The sequence below is a fragment of the Massilia sp. ST3 genome, assembly GCF_018119405.1.
Classification (GTDB): domain Bacteria; phylum Pseudomonadota; class Gammaproteobacteria; order Burkholderiales; family Burkholderiaceae_D; genus Telluria.
This window is the reverse complement of record NZ_JAGPWC010000010.1, coordinates 1-18219: the sequence shown is the minus strand read 5'-3', so window position 1 is coordinate 18219 and position 18219 is coordinate 1. Positions and strand designations below refer to the sequence as shown.

The 18219-nt window shown below is 64.5% G+C and carries 12 protein-coding genes; 1 reads left to right on the top strand and 11 read right to left on the bottom strand.

Annotated features, from left to right (window positions below; genetic code table 11):
* Nucleotides 1-146: 146 nt before the first annotated feature.
* The 11 genes from KBW98_RS05015 to KBW98_RS04965 form a co-directional block, all read right to left on the bottom strand.
* On the bottom strand, nt 147-1688 hold the full coding sequence (locus KBW98_RS05015; RefSeq protein ID WP_211519041.1) for an alpha-N-arabinofuranosidase: 1542 nt from the start codon (nt 1686-1688) through the stop codon (nt 147-149).
* Nucleotides 1689-1705: 17 nt separating this feature from the next.
* On the bottom strand, nt 1706-3625 hold the full coding sequence (locus KBW98_RS05010) for a glycoside hydrolase family 97 protein (RefSeq protein ID WP_211519040.1): 1920 nt from the start codon (nt 3623-3625) through the stop codon (nt 1706-1708).
* Nucleotides 3626-3797: 172 nt separating this feature from the next.
* On the bottom strand, nt 3798-4565 hold the full coding sequence (locus KBW98_RS05005) for an SDR family NAD(P)-dependent oxidoreductase (RefSeq protein WP_211519039.1): 768 nt from the start codon (nt 4563-4565) through the stop codon (nt 3798-3800).
* A gap of 35 nt (nt 4566-4600) precedes the next feature.
* Nucleotides 4601-6172 carry an aldehyde dehydrogenase (NADP(+)) gene (locus KBW98_RS05000; RefSeq protein ID WP_211519038.1) on the bottom strand — a complete coding sequence of 524 codons (1572 nt, stop codon included), beginning with the start codon at nt 6170-6172 and terminating at the stop codon, nt 4601-4603.
* Nucleotides 6169-7161 (bottom strand): AraD1 family protein, encoded by a 993-nt coding sequence (gene araD1 / locus KBW98_RS04995; protein WP_211519037.1) that lies wholly within the window; start codon nt 7159-7161, stop codon nt 6169-6171. The genes KBW98_RS05000 and araD1 overlap by 4 nt, the downstream gene beginning before the upstream one ends.
* Nucleotides 7162-7280: 119 nt before the next feature.
* The gene (locus KBW98_RS04990; RefSeq protein ID WP_211519036.1) at nt 7281-9023 is read right to left on the bottom strand and encodes an IlvD/Edd family dehydratase; all 1743 of its coding nucleotides are present in this window, start codon (nt 9021-9023) and stop codon (nt 7281-7283) included.
* Nucleotides 9024-9339: 316 nt separating this feature from the next.
* Entirely contained in the window at nt 9340-10218 is an 879-nt protein-coding gene (locus KBW98_RS04985; RefSeq protein ID WP_373888905.1) for an SMP-30/gluconolactonase/LRE family protein, read from the bottom strand.
* Between the two features lie 5 nt (nt 10219-10223).
* A complete protein-coding gene (locus KBW98_RS04980; RefSeq protein WP_373888904.1) occupies nt 10224-11273 on the bottom strand; it encodes an aldose epimerase family protein in 1050 nt (349 codons plus the stop codon).
* A gap of 16 nt (nt 11274-11289) precedes the next feature.
* On the bottom strand, nt 11290-12240 hold the full coding sequence (locus KBW98_RS04975; RefSeq protein WP_211519033.1) for a family 43 glycosylhydrolase: 951 nt from the start codon (nt 12238-12240) through the stop codon (nt 11290-11292).
* 107 nt (nt 12241-12347) lie between these two features.
* Complete coding sequence (locus KBW98_RS04970) at nt 12348-13700, bottom strand: MFS transporter (RefSeq protein WP_211519032.1); 1353 nt, start codon at nt 13698-13700, stop codon at nt 12348-12350.
* 76 nt (nt 13701-13776) lie between these two features.
* Complete coding sequence (locus tag KBW98_RS04965; RefSeq protein ID WP_211519031.1) at nt 13777-16671, bottom strand: TonB-dependent receptor; 2895 nt, start codon at nt 16669-16671, stop codon at nt 13777-13779.
* Between the two features lie 416 nt (nt 16672-17087).
* Here KBW98_RS04965 and KBW98_RS04960 point away from each other — a divergent pair, with 416 nt between their 5' ends.
* Nucleotides 17088-18104 carry a porin gene (locus tag KBW98_RS04960; protein ID WP_211519030.1) on the top strand — a complete coding sequence of 339 codons (1017 nt, stop codon included), beginning with the start codon at nt 17088-17090 and terminating at the stop codon, nt 18102-18104.
* Nucleotides 18105-18219 lie beyond the last annotated feature (115 nt).

The window sequence follows — 18219 nt, the reverse complement described above, 5'->3', positions numbered from 1 at the left end:
CGTAATCCTGAGTTGAAGTTAAGACCGTCGTTACCGCCACTGGCGGTAACGACTCCCGGCGGAGGCCGGGACCCAAGTTTAGCGTCTCGACAACGCGTGCAACTTGGGTTCCGGCCTTCGCCGGAACGACGGGCTTGGGCTAACTATTACGCATCAACCGACACAACGATCACCGCCTTCGCCGGCACCTTCATGGTCAGCTTGCCGTCAGCCGCCTTCGCGCTGTACGGCGCCGGCTTGACTGCCTGCGGCTTCTCGAAGGTGTTGTGCGCGTCCATCGCGTCGGCGGTCAGGATCTGGCCCGAGACACCGGTCACGTTCTGCCCACCCACGTTCAGGGTGATGTCGCTGGCGCGGGTCGGGTGGGTGTTGACCAGGGCGATGTAGGTCTTGCCGTCCTTGCCGCGGGCGGCCGAGGCGCTGATGCCCGGCACCGACTTGCCGTTGCTCGAATACGCCACGTCGTTGTCCACCGCCACCGGCAGCGAGGTCGCATCCTGGAACGGGATGTACATCTTGTAGGCGTGGTAGGTCGGGGTCAGCAGCATCTTTTCCTTGTCGGTGATGATCATCGCCTGCAGCACGTTGACCATCTGCGCGATCATCGTCATGCGCACGCGCTCGGCGTGGGCGTGGAAGATGTTGAAGTTGACCGCCGCCACGACCGCGTCGCGGATGGTATTACGCTGGAACAGGAAGCCCGGGTTGGTGCCCGGCTCCACGTCGTACCAGGTGCCCCATTCGTCGACATAGAAACCGATCTTCTTCTCGGGATCGTTCTTGTCCAGGATGGCGACGTTGCGGCGGATGTGGCCGTCCATGCGCATGGTCTGCTGCATGGTCGAGAACCATTCCGATTCCGGGAAGCCGGTGGCGGCGCCCTTCTTCTCCCACACGCCGGTCGGCAGGGTGTAGAAGTGGAAGCTGATGCCGTCGGTGCCGCGCGCGGCTTCCTTGCTCAGCACTTCGGTCCACTTGGTATCGTCGTCGTTGCCGCCGCTGGCGATCATCTTCGGACGCGCATTCGGCGGCGTCTTCAGGAAGGTGGCGTAGTGGTTGTACAGGTTGGCGTAGTACTCCGGCTTCATGTTGCCGCCGCAGCCCCAGGCTTCGTTACCGATGCCGAAGAAGGCGACCTTGTACGGCTCCTTGCGGCCGTTCTTGCGGCGCTGCTCGGCCAGGGTCGACTTGGTGTCCGAGGTCATGTACTCGAGCCACTCGGCCATCTCCTGCGGGGTACCGGAACCCAGGTTGCCGTTGACATAGGCTTCGGTGCCCAGGATCTCGACCAGGTCGAAGAACTCGTGGGTGCCGACGGCGTTGTCTTCCGCCACCCCGCCCCAGTGGGTGTTGACCTTCACCGGACGCTTGTTGCGCGCGCCGATGCCGTCGCGCCAGTGGTATTCGTCGGCGAAGCAGCCGCCCGGCCAGCGCACCAGCGGCACCTTGAGTTCCTTCAGTGCGCCTACCACGTCGTTGCGCCAGCCGCGGGTGTTCGGGATCTTGGACTGTGGACCGACCCAGAGGCCCTCGTAGATGCCGGTGCCGAGGTGCTCGGCGAACTGGCCGTAGACGTTCTTGTTGATGACCGGGCCGGGCTTCGTGGTGTCGACCGTGACGCTCACCTGGGCAAAGGCCGGCAGTGCGGCCATGGCCAAGGCGACGAGGGTGGGCTTGAATACGTTCATGCGTGTCTCCTGGTGTTTTACTTGAATACGGCTACGAAGCCGCCTTGCGGTTTGATGCTAATCGTTGTCTTGCCGGCCTTGATGGGGGCCTGGGTGAAACTGCGTTCGGTGTCGCCGTCTGCGATCAGCGTGCCGCTGCGCGCGCCGAGGAAGGACAGGTCGAGGTCGACCTTGCGCGCGGCGCCGTCGGCGTTGATCCCCGCCACATACCAGCTGTCGCCGCTCCTGCGCGCGATGACGGCGTAGCGGCCGGGATAGCCGTCGATGAAGCGCACATCGTCCCAGCTGCGCGGCAGGTCCTGCAGCAGCGTCTTCACATAGCCGGGAGCGGTGGCCATGCCTTCCGGACGCTCGGCGAAGTGCTGGATGCCGGACAGGAACAGCACCGACTCGGCCAGCTCGAAGCCGTTGCGGGTGGCGCGCTTGATCTTGGGGATGTCGCCGAAGACCATCGGCGTGAAGTCCATGGGGTCGAACAGGTTGCGGGCGAAAGGCAGCATGGCCGCGTGGGCGACCACGGCGTCCTGGTCGGCCTGCTCGAAGGTGGCGAACTCGAAGCCGCGCACCGCTTCCACCGTCATCAGGTTGGGATAGGTGCGCGACCAGCCGCGCGGCAAGGTGGCGCCGTGGAAGTTCACCAGCAGGCCGGCGTCGGCCGCGTCCTTCAGGAGATCCACATAATAGGCGATCATCGACTGGCCGTCGCCGGCGAAGAAGTCGATCTTGACGCCCTTGACGCCGAGCTCGCGCAGGCGGGCGAATTCCTTCTTGCGCTGGGCTGGCGTAAGTAGCGCACCTTTCGGGCTGTACTCGGTCTTGTTCCAGGCGCCGGACGAGTTGTACCAGACCAGGATGCCGACCTTCTTCCCGTCGGCATACTTCACCAGTTCGCGCAGCTTGTCGACGCCGATCTTGCGGTCCCAGTCGGCGTCGACCAGGGTGTAGTCCCATTTCATGTCGGCGGCGAAGTCGACGAACCGCTTTTGCGTGTCGAAGACGGTGCCGTCGTCCTTCAGCAGCGCCCAGCTCCAGGAAGCATGGCCGGGCTGGACGCGCGCCTTGGAGAAGGAGATGCTGGGCGCGGCCAGGTCGGTACCGAGCGTGGATTCGACCAGGGTCTTGAGCGAGCCGAGGGTGACGATGCGCCAGGGGGTAACGAGATCACCCTTCGCGCTGGCAAGCAGCGCACCATTGGTGAAGACCTCGGGCGCCGCCGGCGGCGCCAGGCGGTAGACGCCGTTCGGCGACTCGGAAGCCAGGCGCGAGGCGTGGAAGCTGCCGTCCATGCTGGCTTCGGTCAGGGCCACCCAGGTGTCGCCGGTGCGGAACAGGGCCGGGAAGACCCAGCCGGCGCCCAGTTTCGAAGGCGTACCCACCGCGATCTCGCGCTGGTAGTGTTCCTCGTAGGACGGGTTAGTGTTGCTCCAGCCGGTCTGGGCGACCGACATCGGCTGCAGCCAGGCTTTGCTTGCGGGGTCGAAGGCGAAGCTGGTGGATTCGGAAACGAATTGCTTAAGACCCAGCTTCGGTTCGCGCACCACGTAGCGGAATGCCACGCCGTCGTTCGATGCGCGGAAGGTCACGTCCATCGCCTGCCCTGCCGCGTTGCGGACGGTGTGGGTCTGCTCGTTGGCGCTGTAGGTGATCCTGCGCTTCTTGGCCGTGGCGAGTTCGTAGGTGTCGCGTACCGGCTTGACCGGCGAGCTGGCCGCGAGGCTCAGCTTGCCGGACAGGTCGGCGCCCTTCAGCTGGAGGCCGAGGGCGGATGGGAGGATGACGGGTTTGCCGTCGCGCGAAACGGCGTAGGTCAGCGTGCCGGTGCTCGATACGACGACGTCGACGCTGATGTGGCGGTCGGGGCTGGTCAGTGCCGCGGCGTGCGCGTGGGTGCACAGCAGGGCGATGGCGGCCAGCGGGATACGGCAGTATGCATTCATGGCGGACTCCAAAACACCCCGTCGTTCCGGCGCAGGCCGGAACCCAAGTTTGCTGGCAAAGCTGCGAACTTGGATCCCGGCCTGCGCCGGGATGACGGTGGTAGGTGGGCGGGTACGACTGGACGGATACGACACGGGCCGGCAAAGCGCCAACCCTTAGAGCACTACATCGTCAAGTCCAACCCGCATCCACCACGAAATCCTGCGCCGTGCACATCTTGCTGTCGTCCGCGCCCAGGAAGAGCACCATGTTGGCGACATCCTCCGGCATCAGCTTGCCCGGCAGGCACTGCGCCTTCTTGATTTCCTCTTCCGCCGCCGCATCGACCCACAGCTCGATCTGGCGCTGGGTCATGACCCAGCCCGGGGTGACGGTATTGACGCGCACGCCGAACGGACCGAGGTCGCGCGCCAGGCTGCGGGTCAGGCCGATGACGGCCGCCTTGGTGGTGGCGTAGACCGGATAGCCGGCGCCCTTGGCATGCCAGGACATGGAGCTGAAGTTGATGATCGACCCGCCGCCCTTCTTCTTCATGCCCTCCAGGACGGCCTGGATGGTGAAGAACATCGGACGCTGGTTGATGGCGATGCGCTCGTTCCAGTAGTCGAGCGAGACATCCTTGATGTCGTGGCGCTGGTCGTTGGCGGCATTGTTGACCAGGATGTCGAAGTCGCCCAGCTGGGCGGCCAGTTCGGCCACCGTGCGCTGCAGCGCGGGGATGTCGGTGATGTCGCAATAGCGGAACACCGGCGCGTCGTGGCCTGCCGCCGCCAGCCTCGCGCACAGGGCTTCGCTGGGCTGCCTGGCGATGTCCACGAAGGCCACCGCGGCGCCCTGCTCCACGAAGGCGCTCACGATCGCCTCGCCGATGCCGGTGCCGCCACCGGTCACGAATACACGCTTGCCCCGCAAGCTGGGATACTTCGCCAACTGACTCATCACTGTCTCCATCTGTTCTTATTGTGCGGCCGTTTTTACTCTTTGGTCAACGCGCCGTCGCGGCGGCGCCAGGTGCCCAGCGGGTTACCGTCGCGCAGGACTTCCGGCAGCAGCTCGGCCGGCATGTTCTGGTAGCAGACCGGACGCAGGAAGCGGCTGATCGCGCCGGTGCCCACCGAGGTGCTGCGGCCGTCGGCGGTCGACGGGAAAGGACCGCCGTGGACCATGGCGGTCGACACTTCGACGCCGGTCGGGTAGCCGTTGGCCAGGATGCGGCCGACCTTGCGCTCGAGCACAGGCAGCAGGGCCTTGGCATCCGCGTAATCTTCCGGATCGATCTGCAGGGTCGCGGTCAGCTGGCCTTCCAGCACTTCCGCCACCTCGTGCAGCTGCCCGAGGTTCTGGCATACCACCAGCACCGAGGCCGGGCCGAAGACTTCCTCGTGCAGCTCGTGGCGGGTCAGGAACTCTTCCGCGCTGACGCGGAACAGCGCCGCGGCGCCCTTGCCTTCCTCGTGCTCCAGGCGCGCCAGGGTGGTGATGGCCGCGTTGTTCGCCAGCGCGTCGACGCCCTTGCGGTAGCTGTCGGCGATGTTCTGGTTCAGCATCACTGCCGCCTGGGTGGCGTGCAGGGCATCAAGCGCGGCCTTGCAGAAGGTCGACAGGCCGGGGCCGTCCACAGCCAGCACCAGGCCGGGGTTGGTGCAGAACTGGCCGACGCCCAGGGTCAGCGAGGCGGCGAAGTGCTTGCCGATCTCCTCGGCGCGGTTTTCCAGTGCGTTCGGCATCAGGAACACCGGGTTAATGCTGCTCATCTCGGCGTAGACCGGGATCGGCTGCTTGCGCGCCGCGGCCACGGCCATCAGGGCGGTGCCGCCCGAGCGCGAACCGGTGAAGCCGACCGCCTGGATTGCCGGATGGCCGACCAGGGCCTGGCCGATGCCGTTGCCGGTGCCCGTCAGCAGGGTGAACACGCCGGCCGGCAGTGCGCACAGTTGGACGGCCTTGGTGACGGCGCGCGCCACCAGTTCGGAGGTGCCGGGATGGGCCGAGTGGGCCTTGAGCACCACCGGGCAGCCGGCCGCGAAGGCGGAGGCGGTATCGCCGCCGGCCACCGAGAAGGCCAGCGGGAAGTTGGAGGCGGCAAAGACGGCGACCGGGCCCAGGCCGATCAGGCGCATGCGCAGGTCCGGGCGCGGCGGCGTGCGTTCCGGCAGCGGGGTGTCCAGGCGGGCGTCGGCCCAGGAGCCTTCGCGCAGCAGGGCGCCGAACATGCGCAGCTGGTTCACGGTGCGCATGCGCTCCCCTTCCAGGCGCACGCGCGGCAGGCCGGATTCCGCCATCGCGCGTTCGATCAGTTCGTCGCCGATGGCCAGGATCTGCTCGGCGACCGTGTCGAGGAACTGGGCGCGTTCCTGGTCGCTGGTGGCGCGGAAGGTGTCAAAGGCTTCGCCAGCCAGGCGGCAGGCGCGGTCGATCTGGTCGGGCGTGACCATGTGGAAGGCGGGTTCCAGGTATTCGCGGCGGCTCGGGTCCCAGGCCTTGAACGAACCGCCGGCGCCGCGTTCCTGGGCGCCGCCGATAATGGCTTCTCCGGTAATGCTCATAAGGTCTTCACTTTCGCAAATGGGGTGGCGTGGACGGCCAGCTTGTTGCGCAGGGCCGGGCCGAAGGTGGGCGACTGGACTTCGAAGGTCTCGCCGGCTTCCACCACGATGTTGTCGGCCACGCTCAGGGTGGCGGTGCCGAAGAAGTGGATGTGCACGTCGCCCGGACGATTGAACAGGCCGTACTTGAAATGGTGGTATTCGAGGTTGGCGATGGTGTGCGACATGTTCTGCTCACCGCTCACGAAAGCCTTCTCCCAGCGCACCTGGCCGCTCTTGTCGTAGATGCGCGAGACGCCTTCGACGTGGGCCGGCAGTTCGCCCACCAGCAGGGCCGGGCCGACGCCGCAGTTGCGCAGCTTGGAGTGCGCGAGATACAGGTAGTTCTGGCGTTCGGTGACGTGGTCCGAGAACTCGTTGCCGATCGCGAAACCGAGGCGGTAAGGCTGGCCGTCGTCGCCGATCAGGTAGAGGCCGGCGATCTCCGGTTCCTCGCCGCCGTCGAGGGCGAAATCGGGCATGTCCAGGTCCTGGCCGGTGGCGCGCACGATCGAGCCGTCGCCCTTGTAGAACCATTCCGGCTGCACGCCCGCGGTGCCGGCGGCGGGTTTGCCGCCTTCGACGCCCATGCGGAACATCTTCATCGAGTCGCTCAAGGTCTCGACGTCGCCGCCGATCTTCTTGTGCATGGCGTCGCGCGTATCGGCGCTGCCCAGGTGGGTCAGGCCGGTGCCGGTGACGTAGCAGTGGGCGGCGTCCGGGTGGTCGAGCGGGGGCAGGATGCGGCCGGCTTTCGCCACGTCTTCGTAGTCGAGGGTCTCGGCGCTGGCCGAGGTGTCGGCCAGTTGGGCCAGGCCTGCTTGGGTCGCGATGGCGGCGCGCGCCAGGTCCAGGGTGGTGGCGTAGCCCTTGATGACGCGGATGATGTTGTCGTGCAGGATGCCGACGCGGCGTTCCTTGGATTCGGTCAGAAATTGTACGAGCAGCATGGCCCGGTCTCCTATGGGTTGTTAGGTCAGGATACGTGCGTTGAACGCGTCGGCGGCAGAGCCGCCAACCCTACGTAGGGTTGGCGGGTTTCCCGCCGACGCGTTCAGCTCCCGATCGATCAATGAGAATGCTTGGGCACCGCGGAACCGCGGCTTCCCACGAGGAAGTCGAAGTCGCAGCCCTCGTCCGCCTGCAGCACGTGATCGAGGTAGAGCCGCTGGTAGCCGCTATGCTGCACCGGCTTGTTCTTCTCCGCGCGGTCGGCCAGGCGTGCCTTGATTTCCTCGTCCGACAGCTCGACGTTCAACGAGCCGCTGTAGCAGTCCAGCTGGATCATGTCGCCATCCTGGACGATGCCCAGCGGACCGCCGGCCATCGCTTCCGGCGCCACGTGCAGGACCACGGTGCCGTAGGCGGTGCCGCTCATGCGCGCGTCCGAGATGCGGACCATGTCGGTGATGCCCTTCGCCAGCAGCTTGGGCGGCAGGCCCATGTTGCCCACTTCGGCCATGCCCGGGTAACCCTTGGGGCCGCAGTTCTTCATGAGCAGGATCGAGTTTTCGTCCACGTCCAGGTCCGGATCATTGATGCGCTGCTTGTAGTGGTCGAAATCCTCGAACACCACGGCCTTGCCGCGGTGCTTCATCAGGTGCGGCGAGGCGGCGGACGGCTTCAGCACGGCGCCACGCGGCGCCAGGTTGCCGCGCAGGATGCAGATGCCGCCGTCGGCGATCAGCGGGTTGTCCAGCTTGCGGATCACTTCGTCGTTGTAGATCGGCGCGTCCTGGCAGTTCTCCCACAGGGTCTTGCCGTTGACGGTCAGCGCGTCCTTGTGCGGAATCAGGCCGCCCTCGCCCATGCGGCGGATCACGGCCGGCAGGCCGCCGGCGTAATAGAACTCTTCCATCAGGAAGCGGCCCGAAGGCAGCAGGTCGACCACGGTCGGGGTGCCCTTGCCGATGGTGGTCCAGTCTTCCAGCTCGAGCGGCACGCCGACGCGGCCGGCGATCGCCTTCAGGTGGATCACGGCGTTGGTCGAGCCGCCGATGGCCGCGTTCATGCGGATCGCGTTCTCGAAGTTCTCGCGCTTGAGGATCTTCGAGAGCTTCAGGTCTTCGTGCACCATCTCGACGATGCGGATGCCCGACATGTGCGCCAGCACGTAGCGGCGCGCGTCGACGGCTGGGATCGCGGCGTTGTGCGGCAGCGAAGTGCCGAGCGACTCGGCCATGCAGGCCATGGTCGAGGCGGTGCCCATGGTGTTGCAGGTGCCGGCCGAGCGCGAGTGGCCGGCTTCGGCGGACAGGAATTCGTGCATCGTGATCTGGCCGGCCTTGGCCTGCTCGTGCAGCTGCCAGACGGCGGTGCCGGAACCGATGTCCTTGCCGTTCAGCTTACCGTTGAGCATGGGGCCGCCGGTGACGACGATGGTCGGCAGGTCGACGCTGGCCGCGCCCATCAGGAGGGCCGGGGTGGTCTTGTCGCAGCCCACCAGCAGTACCACGGCGTCCATCGGATTGCCGCGGATCGATTCTTCGACGTCCATCGCCGCCAGGTTACGGGTCAGCATGGCGGTCGGACGCAGGTTCGATTCGCCGTTCGAGAAGACGGGGAATTCGACCGGGAAGCCCCCGGCTTCCAGGATGCCGCGCTTGACGTGCTCGGCGAGCTTGCGGAAGTGGGCGTTGCAGGGGGTGAGTTCGGACCAGGTATTGCAGATGCCGATGATGGGCTTGCCCTGGAATTCGTGGTCGGGGATGCCCTGGTTCTTCATCCAGCTCCGGTACATGAAGCCGTTCTTGTCCTGGGTTCCAAACCACGCGGCGGAACGCAAGGTGGTTTTCTTCTTTTGCTCGGACATTCTTAGTTTCTCCTCGTTTTTCTACGGCCTAGGGTAGTTGGCACCACCCTGGTGTCTCCCGATCAGCGATGAAGAAGTCTAAAATGCGCCCAGATAACTTTCCAATCAATTTTTAGGCATCATTGATACCGGATTTAGTATCAATACAGGGCTTTATGCTTGCTGGGTGGGCGGATTCTCCAACGCACCCATCCGTAGGGCGGGCGGGTTCCCCGCCCACGCGGTGGTAGGTATCGGTTGAATAGCCGAGCGGGCTGCTCTCGCCGGGTTTGAACGCGTGGGCGGGAGACCCGCCCACCCTACGGAGATTGGCCGATCAGCCGTGCAGGAAGCGGTTTTCAGGCAAGCCGCGGACGTCGAGCGACTGGCTGAACACGGCGCCCGACAAAGGCGCGGCGGCGCGATCATTGGCCGTCATGCCAAGATGCGCCGAAGTGACATACAAGGTGGAGAAATCCGGCCCGCCGAAGGCCGGGCAGCTCGGCTGCGGCGCGGCCAGTTCCAGCACGCGGTCCAGGCGGCCGTCCGGCGCGAAGCGCATCACCTTGCCGGCGCCCCAGCGCGTGGTCCACAGATAGCCTTCGGCATCGACGCAGGAACCATCCGGCTCTCCCGGCGCCACATCGGCCGCGACGAAAGTATGGGTCGCGCCGACTTCCCCGCTACACGGGTTGTAGTCGGCAAAGCGGATCGCGCGCGTCGCCGAATCGGCGAAATACATCCGGCGCCCGTTGGGACTGAAGCAGATCGAGTTGGCGATGGCCGCGTTCCCGATCGGCAGGCGTTCGAGCGTCAGGTCCAGGTTCAGGCGGTAGAAGCCGCCCAGCGCCGGCTTCGGGTTCTCCTCCTGGTTGAACATGCCGAACACGAAGCGACCCTGGCGGTCGCAGCGCCCGTCGTTCAGGCGGGTCGAAGGAATATCCGGTTCGACATCGCAGATGCGCGTCACCTTCCCGGTCGAGAAGGTAAAGAAGGCCAGCCCGGAGGCGAGCCCCAGCAGCAGGCGGTCGTCGCTGCCGGTCAGGGCGAAGGAACACAGGCGCTCCGGCATCTTCCAGCTGGTGGTGCGCCCGGTGGACGGCGAATGCGACCACAGGGTGGCCGCCGGGATGTCGGTCCACAGCAGGCGTCTGGTGCGCTCGCACCACAGCACGCATTCGCCCAGCTCATGGCCGCCGTCGATGAACAAGTCCATCGAATTCATTCCTCCACCGCGAAGCGGAAGCGCGATTCGGTCTCGTACACCTGGCCGGGGCGCAGGATCACGTTCGGGAAGGATGGGTTGTTGGGCGAGTCGGGGAAGTGCTGCGGCTCCAGGCAAAAGCCCGTGCGGTGCTCGTAGCTCTGGCCCTTGCCCTCGAGCGAGCCGTCGAGGAAGTTCCCGCTGTAGAACTGCACGCCCGGCTCCTCGGTCCAGAGTTCCAGCACCCTGCCCGACTCCGGCTCGACCACGCGCGCGGCGCGGGTCATGGACTTGCCGTTCGGTTTGTTCAGCACGAAGTTGTGGTCGTAGCCCAGGCCGTGGCGCAGCTGCTTGTCCGGCTGGCCGATGCGCTCGCCGATCGGGCGCGGCATGCGGAAGTCGAAGGGCGTGCCCGTCACCGGGGTCAGCTCGCCGGTCGGGATCGATTCGGCGTCGATGGCGACAAACGCGTCGGCGTCGATCACGAGCTCGTGCCCCAATATGTCGCCCTTGCCGGCCAGGTTGAAGTAGCTGTGCTGGGTCAGGTTGACCGGCGTCGGCGCGTCGGTGACGGCATGGAAGCGCACCACCAGCTCGTTGTCCTCATTCAGCGTGTAGATCACGGTGACGTCCAGGTTGCCCGGATAGCCCTCTTCGCCGTCCATGCTGCGGTAAGCCAGGCGCAGGCTGCCGCCCTCCACCGTGGCATGCCACTTGACCTTGTGGAAGCCTTGCGGCCCGCCGTGCAGGTGGTTGTTGCCGTTGTTGACCGGCAGCTGGACCTCGCGGCCGTCTAGCATGAAGCGGCCCTTGCCGATGCGGTTGCCGTAGCGGCCGATCAGGGCGCCGAAGTAAGGGCTGTCGCCGCGGTAGGGTTCGAGCGTGTCGAAGCCCAGCACGACGTCGGCCAGCTTGCCGTTGCGGTCCGGCGCGTGCAGCTCGGTGATGATGCCGCCGAAGTCGATGATCTTCGCCACCATGCCCCTGGCATTGGTGAGCGTGAACTGGGTGATGGGCGTGCCGTCGGGCAGCTGGCCGAAGGGCGCTTGCGTAATACCGGTTTGCACGTTGTTCTTGTCCTTCTTAATAGGTGGACGGCCGGCCGAAGACCGGCATGCCTGCCTCATCCCAGCGCAGCGGCTTCACGAAGGTGTGGCGGTCCGGATTCCACAGCGGATCGCCGACGATCTCGGTGTACGTGCGCGCATGGTAGACCAGCATGACGGTGTCGTTGTCTTCGGCGTAGGTGAAGCTATTGTGGCCCGGGCCGTAGATGCCATGATCGTAGCAGGTTCGCAAAACCGGCTCGCGCGATTTGGTCCACGAGGCCGGGTTCAGCAGGTCGGCGTCCTCGTCGGCCCACAGCAGGCCCATCGCGTAGTTGTGGTCGGTGGCGCTGGCCGAGTAGCTGATGAAGATCTTGCCGTTGCGGCGCAGGACCGAGGGCCCCTCGTTGACCCAGAAGCCGATGGTTTCCCAATCGTATTCCGGCTTGCTCAGCAGAATCGGCTTGCCTTCGATTTGCCAGGGAGTCTTCATGGGTGCGATGTAGAGATTCGAGTTGCCTTCGATCTCATAGTCCTTCTGCGCCCACAGGTAATAGAGCTGGCCCTTGTGGGTGAAGGTGGTGGCGTCCAGGCAGAAGCTGTCGATGCCGGTGTCGACCTGGCCCATGAACTCCCATTCGCCTTCGAGCGGGTTGGCATTGGTATTCCGGATCGCGTACATGCGGTGCTGGAAGAGCTTGTGCTTGATCTCGCGGCTCGGGGCGGCGGCGAAATAGACGTACCAGGCGCCCTGGTTGAAGTGGATTTCCGGGGCCCAGACCAGTTCGGAATACGGGCCGCTCTCGGGCTTGGTCCAGGCGGTAACCGTGGGGGCCGTGGCCAGGCCTTCGATGGTGGTGGCGCGGCGCAGTTCGATCTGGTCGTACAGGGGGACCGAGGCGGTGAAGTAGTAGTAGCCGTCGGTGTGCTTGTAGATGTAGGGATCGGCGCGTTGTTCGATCAGGGGTTTCAGGACGGTTTCTTGCATGGTCGGTCTCGATTCAAAGTTTGCCTATCACCGCGTCGGCGGGAGACCCGCCGACCCTACGGTAGGGTTGGCGGCTTCGCCGCCGACGCGTTCAATCTTCACCTGCGTCACGTCGCCACATATCCGTGCGTGCGCATGTCCTTCTTGACGGTGTCGTAGTACGAGTCGCTGATGCGGTACTTGAACATCAGCGCCCCCATCAGGAAGTGGAAGACGCCCGGAATCACCGACAGCATCAGCGCGATGCCCTGCAGCGCCAGCGCCGACTGTTCCTGGTTCGGCTGGTATTCGAAATAGTTCAGGAGGATGCCCACCATGCCGCCCGCGATCGCCATGCCGGCCTTCTGGCACACCGAGATGCCCCCAAAGGCGAAGCCCGAGACGCGCTTGCCGGTCTTGACCTGGCCGTAGTCGATGGTCTCGGCGATGGCCGACCAGAACACCGGCGCATGCAGGTCCACCACCAGCGACAGCACGAAATACAGGACAAAGGCCAGCACGATGTCGCCCGGCTTGACCAGCACATAGATCATCACGCTCAGCACCGCCACCATCAGCTGGGTGTAGCGGAACAGCTTGACCTTGCAATAGAACTTGGTGGTCCAGGTGGATACCACCATGGCCAGGATGGCCGCCGCCACGCCGGTCGACAGGAAGGCCGAGACGGTGGCGGTGTCGCCGTGCAGGTAGTACTTGGCGTAGTAGATCGCGACCGAGCCGCGGATCACGTAGCCGATGGTGCCGGTCACGCACACGCCGCACAGGATCAGCCACTGGTCGTTCTTGAGCAGCACCCTTACCTGCTCCATCAGCGGCTGCTTCTCGACCTTGTGCACCACGCGCTCGGTGGTGGTGAAGAAGCAGAACAGGAACAGGCCTACGCCCATCGCCGCCATCACCGCCATCGCGGCCTGGTAGCCGGCCGCCGGGTTGGCGCCGTCCCACCAGCTGGCCAGCACCGGCACGATGATGGTCACCATGAAGGCGCCGATCTTGGCGAAGAACAGGCGGTAGCCGTTGGCCGACAGGCGCTCCTGCGGGTCCGAGGTCAGGCCGCTGATCAGCGAGATGTAGGGAATGCCCACGCCCGCGGTCATCAGGGTCATCAGGATGTAGGTCGAATAGGCCCAGACCAGCTTGGCGTCGTAGTTCCAGTCCGGCGTCGAGAACACCAGGAACACGCTCAGGCCGTAAGGCACCGCGAGCAGCAGCAGCCACGGACGGTAGCGTCCCCAGCGCGTCAGGACGCCATCGGTGATCTGCCCCATGATCAGGTCGGCGATCGCTCCCACCACCTTCACCGCCACGAACAAGGCCGCCAGGTCGGCGGTCCGGAGGCCGTAGATGTCGGTGTAGAAGAAAGTGATGATCAGCATCATCGACGAGATCACCACGTTGAGCGCCATGTCGCCTGCGCCGAAACCCACTTTTTCGAGGGTGGAGAGTTTTTGAGTTTGCATGATTCGCGGTCCCTTCCAAACGATTCGGGGCACTGCCGGATCCTACCGTGCAGTGCCCCTGTTCTGCTGCTTTGCCTTACATCTTCCAGCGCAAGGCGACCGAGACCGAACGTCCGATCTGGACCGTACCGAAATTGGTCAACTGCTCATTACCCGCATTGCCGAAGTGGTAGTACTGCCGCTGCATTTCGTTCGTCAAGTTGATCGCAGCGATATCGACCGAGGTCCTGTCGTTGATTTTGTAGGAAACCTGCATGTCCACGCTCTTTTCCGGATGACGCCAGATACCGATCGGATTCGCAAACAAGGCGGCTTCGTTGGCGGCCAGGAAGCCGGAGCGCCAGACATAGGACAAGCGCGCGCTGACCGGGCCCTTTTCGTAAGCCAGGGTGGCATTATAGGAGCGGTCGGACACTCCGAAGAACGGCGTCTCGAGCTGCGCGATGATCTCGCCGGCACTATTGGCCTCAGGAACGTTCTGCGACGAGCTGAGTCGGGTAAAACTACCCTGGAACCCCAGGCCTTCCAGCGGGCCCGGCAGCCACTTCGGGAAGTAGACCAGGCCGATCTCGACACCCTTGATCGTGCCGTCGGAAGCGTTGACCGGTGAGTTGATCACGTAGTCGTAGCCGTTCGAATGGTCGCCGCCCGAGGTCGAGTCGCGGAATGGGTCGTCCGCCGGGTCGACGTGGATCTTGCGGCGCAGGGGCACGACCAGGCCGTCGATCTTGCGCTTGAACAGCGTGCCGTAGAGCGCGCTGTCTTTCTGGAAATACCACTCGCCCGTCAGGTCGAAGTTCGTCGACAGCGTCGGCTTCAGGTCCGGATTGCCGCCGGTGCCCGAGCCATACCCCACCCGCGACACGTCGTCAGCCAGTTGCAGGACAGGATTCAGGTCGCCGAAGTTCGGACGGCGCAGGGTTTTGCCAAAGTTGAAGCGCGTCACGACGTCCTTGGCCGGGTCGTAGGTCAGGGTCAGGCTGGGCAGGAACTTGCTGGTCGACTTGCTGGCGCCGGACGTGGTGACCGCCTTGGTGGTGGCGTCGACCTTGTAGAACTCCATGTCGGTATCGACCTTGGTGTAGCGCACGCCGGCATTGGCGCGCAGGCGATTGCCGAACAGCTCGCTCTGGAAATTCCCCATCAGGTAGAGATTGCTCGTCTTTTCCTCGATCTCGAAGGTCTTCTGCAGACTCAGCTTGTCCGTGGTCAGGAAGTTTCCGTTAACCGAGTTATAGAGCTTGCGCCACTCGTCGATATTGTCGCGGATATAGTAGGCATTCGGCTCCACCCACGAGCGCGGAACGTCCGAGATGTCCGTGCCGAAGTTCGAGTTGGTAATGGCATACTGCGAACCCAGCGAGGCGAGGTTGCGGCCCAGGAAGGCCGATTGCGTCCGGTTGGCCTCCGACGCCTTGCGCACGTCGTGGCGCACGCCGAACTGGAGCGTGTCCAGCGCACCCCAGCCGGCATCGAAGACGCCCGCCAGGGTGGCCGTCGCGGCGCTGCCCTTGTTGCGGTTGGCGTTATCGTAGAACTCCGCCACATTCCACTTGCTCGGGTCGGCCAGGTCGGCATTGTTATTGAAACGGAAGGCCGTATCGCCGCCGGCATTGAAGTCGACGTCGATGGACGGTGCGACGCGATCGATCCGGGTGGCCGTGAACTGCGTGTCGAACTCGCTCGTCTGGTACGACAGATCGCCATCCAGCTTCAGGCGGTCGCCGATATTCCACTTGCCGTTCAGCGCATAGACGTAGGAATCGGTTTTCGAGGTGGTGTAGTCGCCGCTGTTGAAGCCATAGACGTTATTGACGTGGCGGGTCTTGATGACGTTCGTTCCCGGGAAGGTCGTGATCGTCCCCGCAGGATTGCTGCCGAGATCGCCCCACCAGTCGACGAAGCTGAACAGCAGCTGGTTGAAGGCCTTGTCGCGATAACCGTTGTACATCGACTCGAAGGTGTAGACCGCATCGCTGTTCGGCTTCCACTGCAAGGCGAGATTAGCGGCGGGGCGCTTGCGTTCGCCCTGGACGTCGCTCTGGAAAACGGCGTCGCGCGCCAGGTAGTATGGATACGCCTGGCCGTTGAAATTCAGCGTCGAACCCGCTGCCATCGGCAAGCCGGTACGGGTACCGGGCGCCCAGATATTGTTGTCGAAGATGCGCTGCAAAGGCGTGTAGCCTGGCGGCACTTCGGCGGCATTCGGGCTGGTGAACGGCACCATGGCGCCCGGCGTCACGCTTTCGTTGCGGTATTTCGTCTGGGTACCCGAAAGATTGACCAGGGCGCCGACTTCGCCGATGCCGGTTTCCCAGCGGTTGCTGAACATGGCGCTGAGCTGCGGGTTCCACCTTTTCGCAGGATCCAGATAGGTCTCGCGCGCCGAGATCGACACTTGCGAACCCTTGAAATCGAAGGGCCGCAGCGACTTGACGTCGATTTGGCCTGCAATGCCGGTTTCCAGCTGGCTGGCGTCGCGCGTCTTGAACACGTCGATCTGGCGCACCAGGGTCGAGGGAATGTCCTGAAGCGCGACCTGCGTGCCCGAGGCGGTAAAGATATTGCGGCCGTTCCAGGTGGTCTGGACGTCGGGCAGGCCACGGATGGACAAGGTGCCGACTTCGCCGCCGGCGCGGTTGGTGACCTGGATCCCCGTCACGCGCTGCAGCGCTTCGACGACATTGTTATCGGGAAGCTTACCGATGTCTTCGGCAACGACCGATTCCACGACCTGGTCGTTGAGGCGCTTGTTCGTCAGGCTCTTGATGAGCGATGCCTTGACGCCCGTGACGACCACGGTCTGCGTGTCGCTCGGCTCCGTCGCCGCTTCGGTGGCCGCGGTGGGGGAGATTTCCTGGGCGCCGACCGTGGCGGCGCTGATCAGTCCGGCGCCGGCGAGTGCAGCAACGGTGGCGCGCAACATGAAGGTACGGGTGGGCGCAGCTTGGCCCGATGCGAAGCGTTTCATACGTCTCCTCTGTCGTTATTTTGATGCGCCGGCGCTGGCTGCTCGCGGCTGCTTTTTTTACATGCTCGAGAGGAATGTTAGGCGCTGCACCGAGAACGATCCAATCAATTTTTCCGCCGTTCCGATACCGATTTAAGTATCATCGGCCGAGTATAATGATGTTAGCGCTATCGCTAGAAAGCTTGTAGTAAGCGACTCTGTATACGATTTGCAACGCCCGTTTTGAGGAGACACAATTAGCATAAGCATAGTGCCAAGGATTATTGGCTAAGCAATTGCTCAGCTGTTAAGGTACGGGCAGTGCTTACTTTTTCGCAACTCGGTCCGCCCTCTCTCAGGCGGAACAATGACAAACTGCCGTCCTTCATGTCATGATCGATAGGCAATATCAAAACCAACTACTGGAGAGAACATCCATGAAGTTCAAGATTCTTGCAGCCGCACTCGTGTCGACCCTGCCGCTGTTCGCCCAGGCGCAAACCAGCGTCCAGATTTACGGCGTCGCCGACGCCTCGATCGGCATCGAGGACACCGATGCGCCAGGCGAAGACAACCGCTTCGTCGTCAGCTCGGGCACCCAGTCGACCAGCCGTGTCGGCTTCCGCGGCACCGAGGACCTGGGCAATGGCCTGAAGGCGCTGTTCAACTTCGAAGCCGGCGTCGCCCTCGACAACGGCGCAAGCGATGCGGCCGGCCTGTTCCAGCGCCGCGCCGTGGTCGGCCTGCAGGGCGCCTTTGGCACCATCACCGTCGGCCGCGAATACGGTCCAATCGCAGCCGTCGCCCAATCGGCCGACCCGCTGGGCCACGGCTTCTACGGTTCGACCCTGGGAGGTTTCGGCGCCGGCCGCATGACCCGCCGCCTGTCGAACTCGGTCAACTACAAGAGCGACCCGGTCAGCGGCGTCACCGTCCTGGCGGCCTACAGCGCGGGCGAGCGTTCGAACGACCCGTCCGGCGACCTGGCCGGCGCGGCGATCGAATACAAGAACGGTCCGCTGTACCTGGGCGCGGGCTACCAGCAGGTCGAGCGCCTGGCCACCGGCGACGACAAGGAATACGCCTTCGGCGCCGGCTACACCCTGGGCGCCTTCGACCTGCGCGCCGCCTACCTGGTGGCCGACCTGACCGGTCCGAACAACGAGTTCAAGTTCACCACCATCGGCGGCTCCTACACCACCGGCCCGAACCGCTTCTACGCCTCGGTGCACCAGCAGCGCATCGAATCGGGCGCGCGCGGCAACGGCTTCTCGCTGGCCTACACCTACACCCTGTCCAAGCGCACCAACCTGTACAGCAGCTACGGCAAGGTGCGTAACAACAGCCTGGCGGCCTTCGGCCTGAGCTCGGCCGGCGGCACCTTCGCGCCGCCGTCGACCGCGCTGGGCGCGGATCCGTCGGTGTTCAACGTGGGCGTGCGCCACTCGTTCTAAGCTTCGGCTTCTTGAACGCAAAAACGGCAAGCCCGAGGGCTTGCCGTTTTTTTTCGTGGCACGAACCGTAGGGGGGGGGGGGGGCCCCCCCCCCCCCCCCCACCAAAAAAAACCC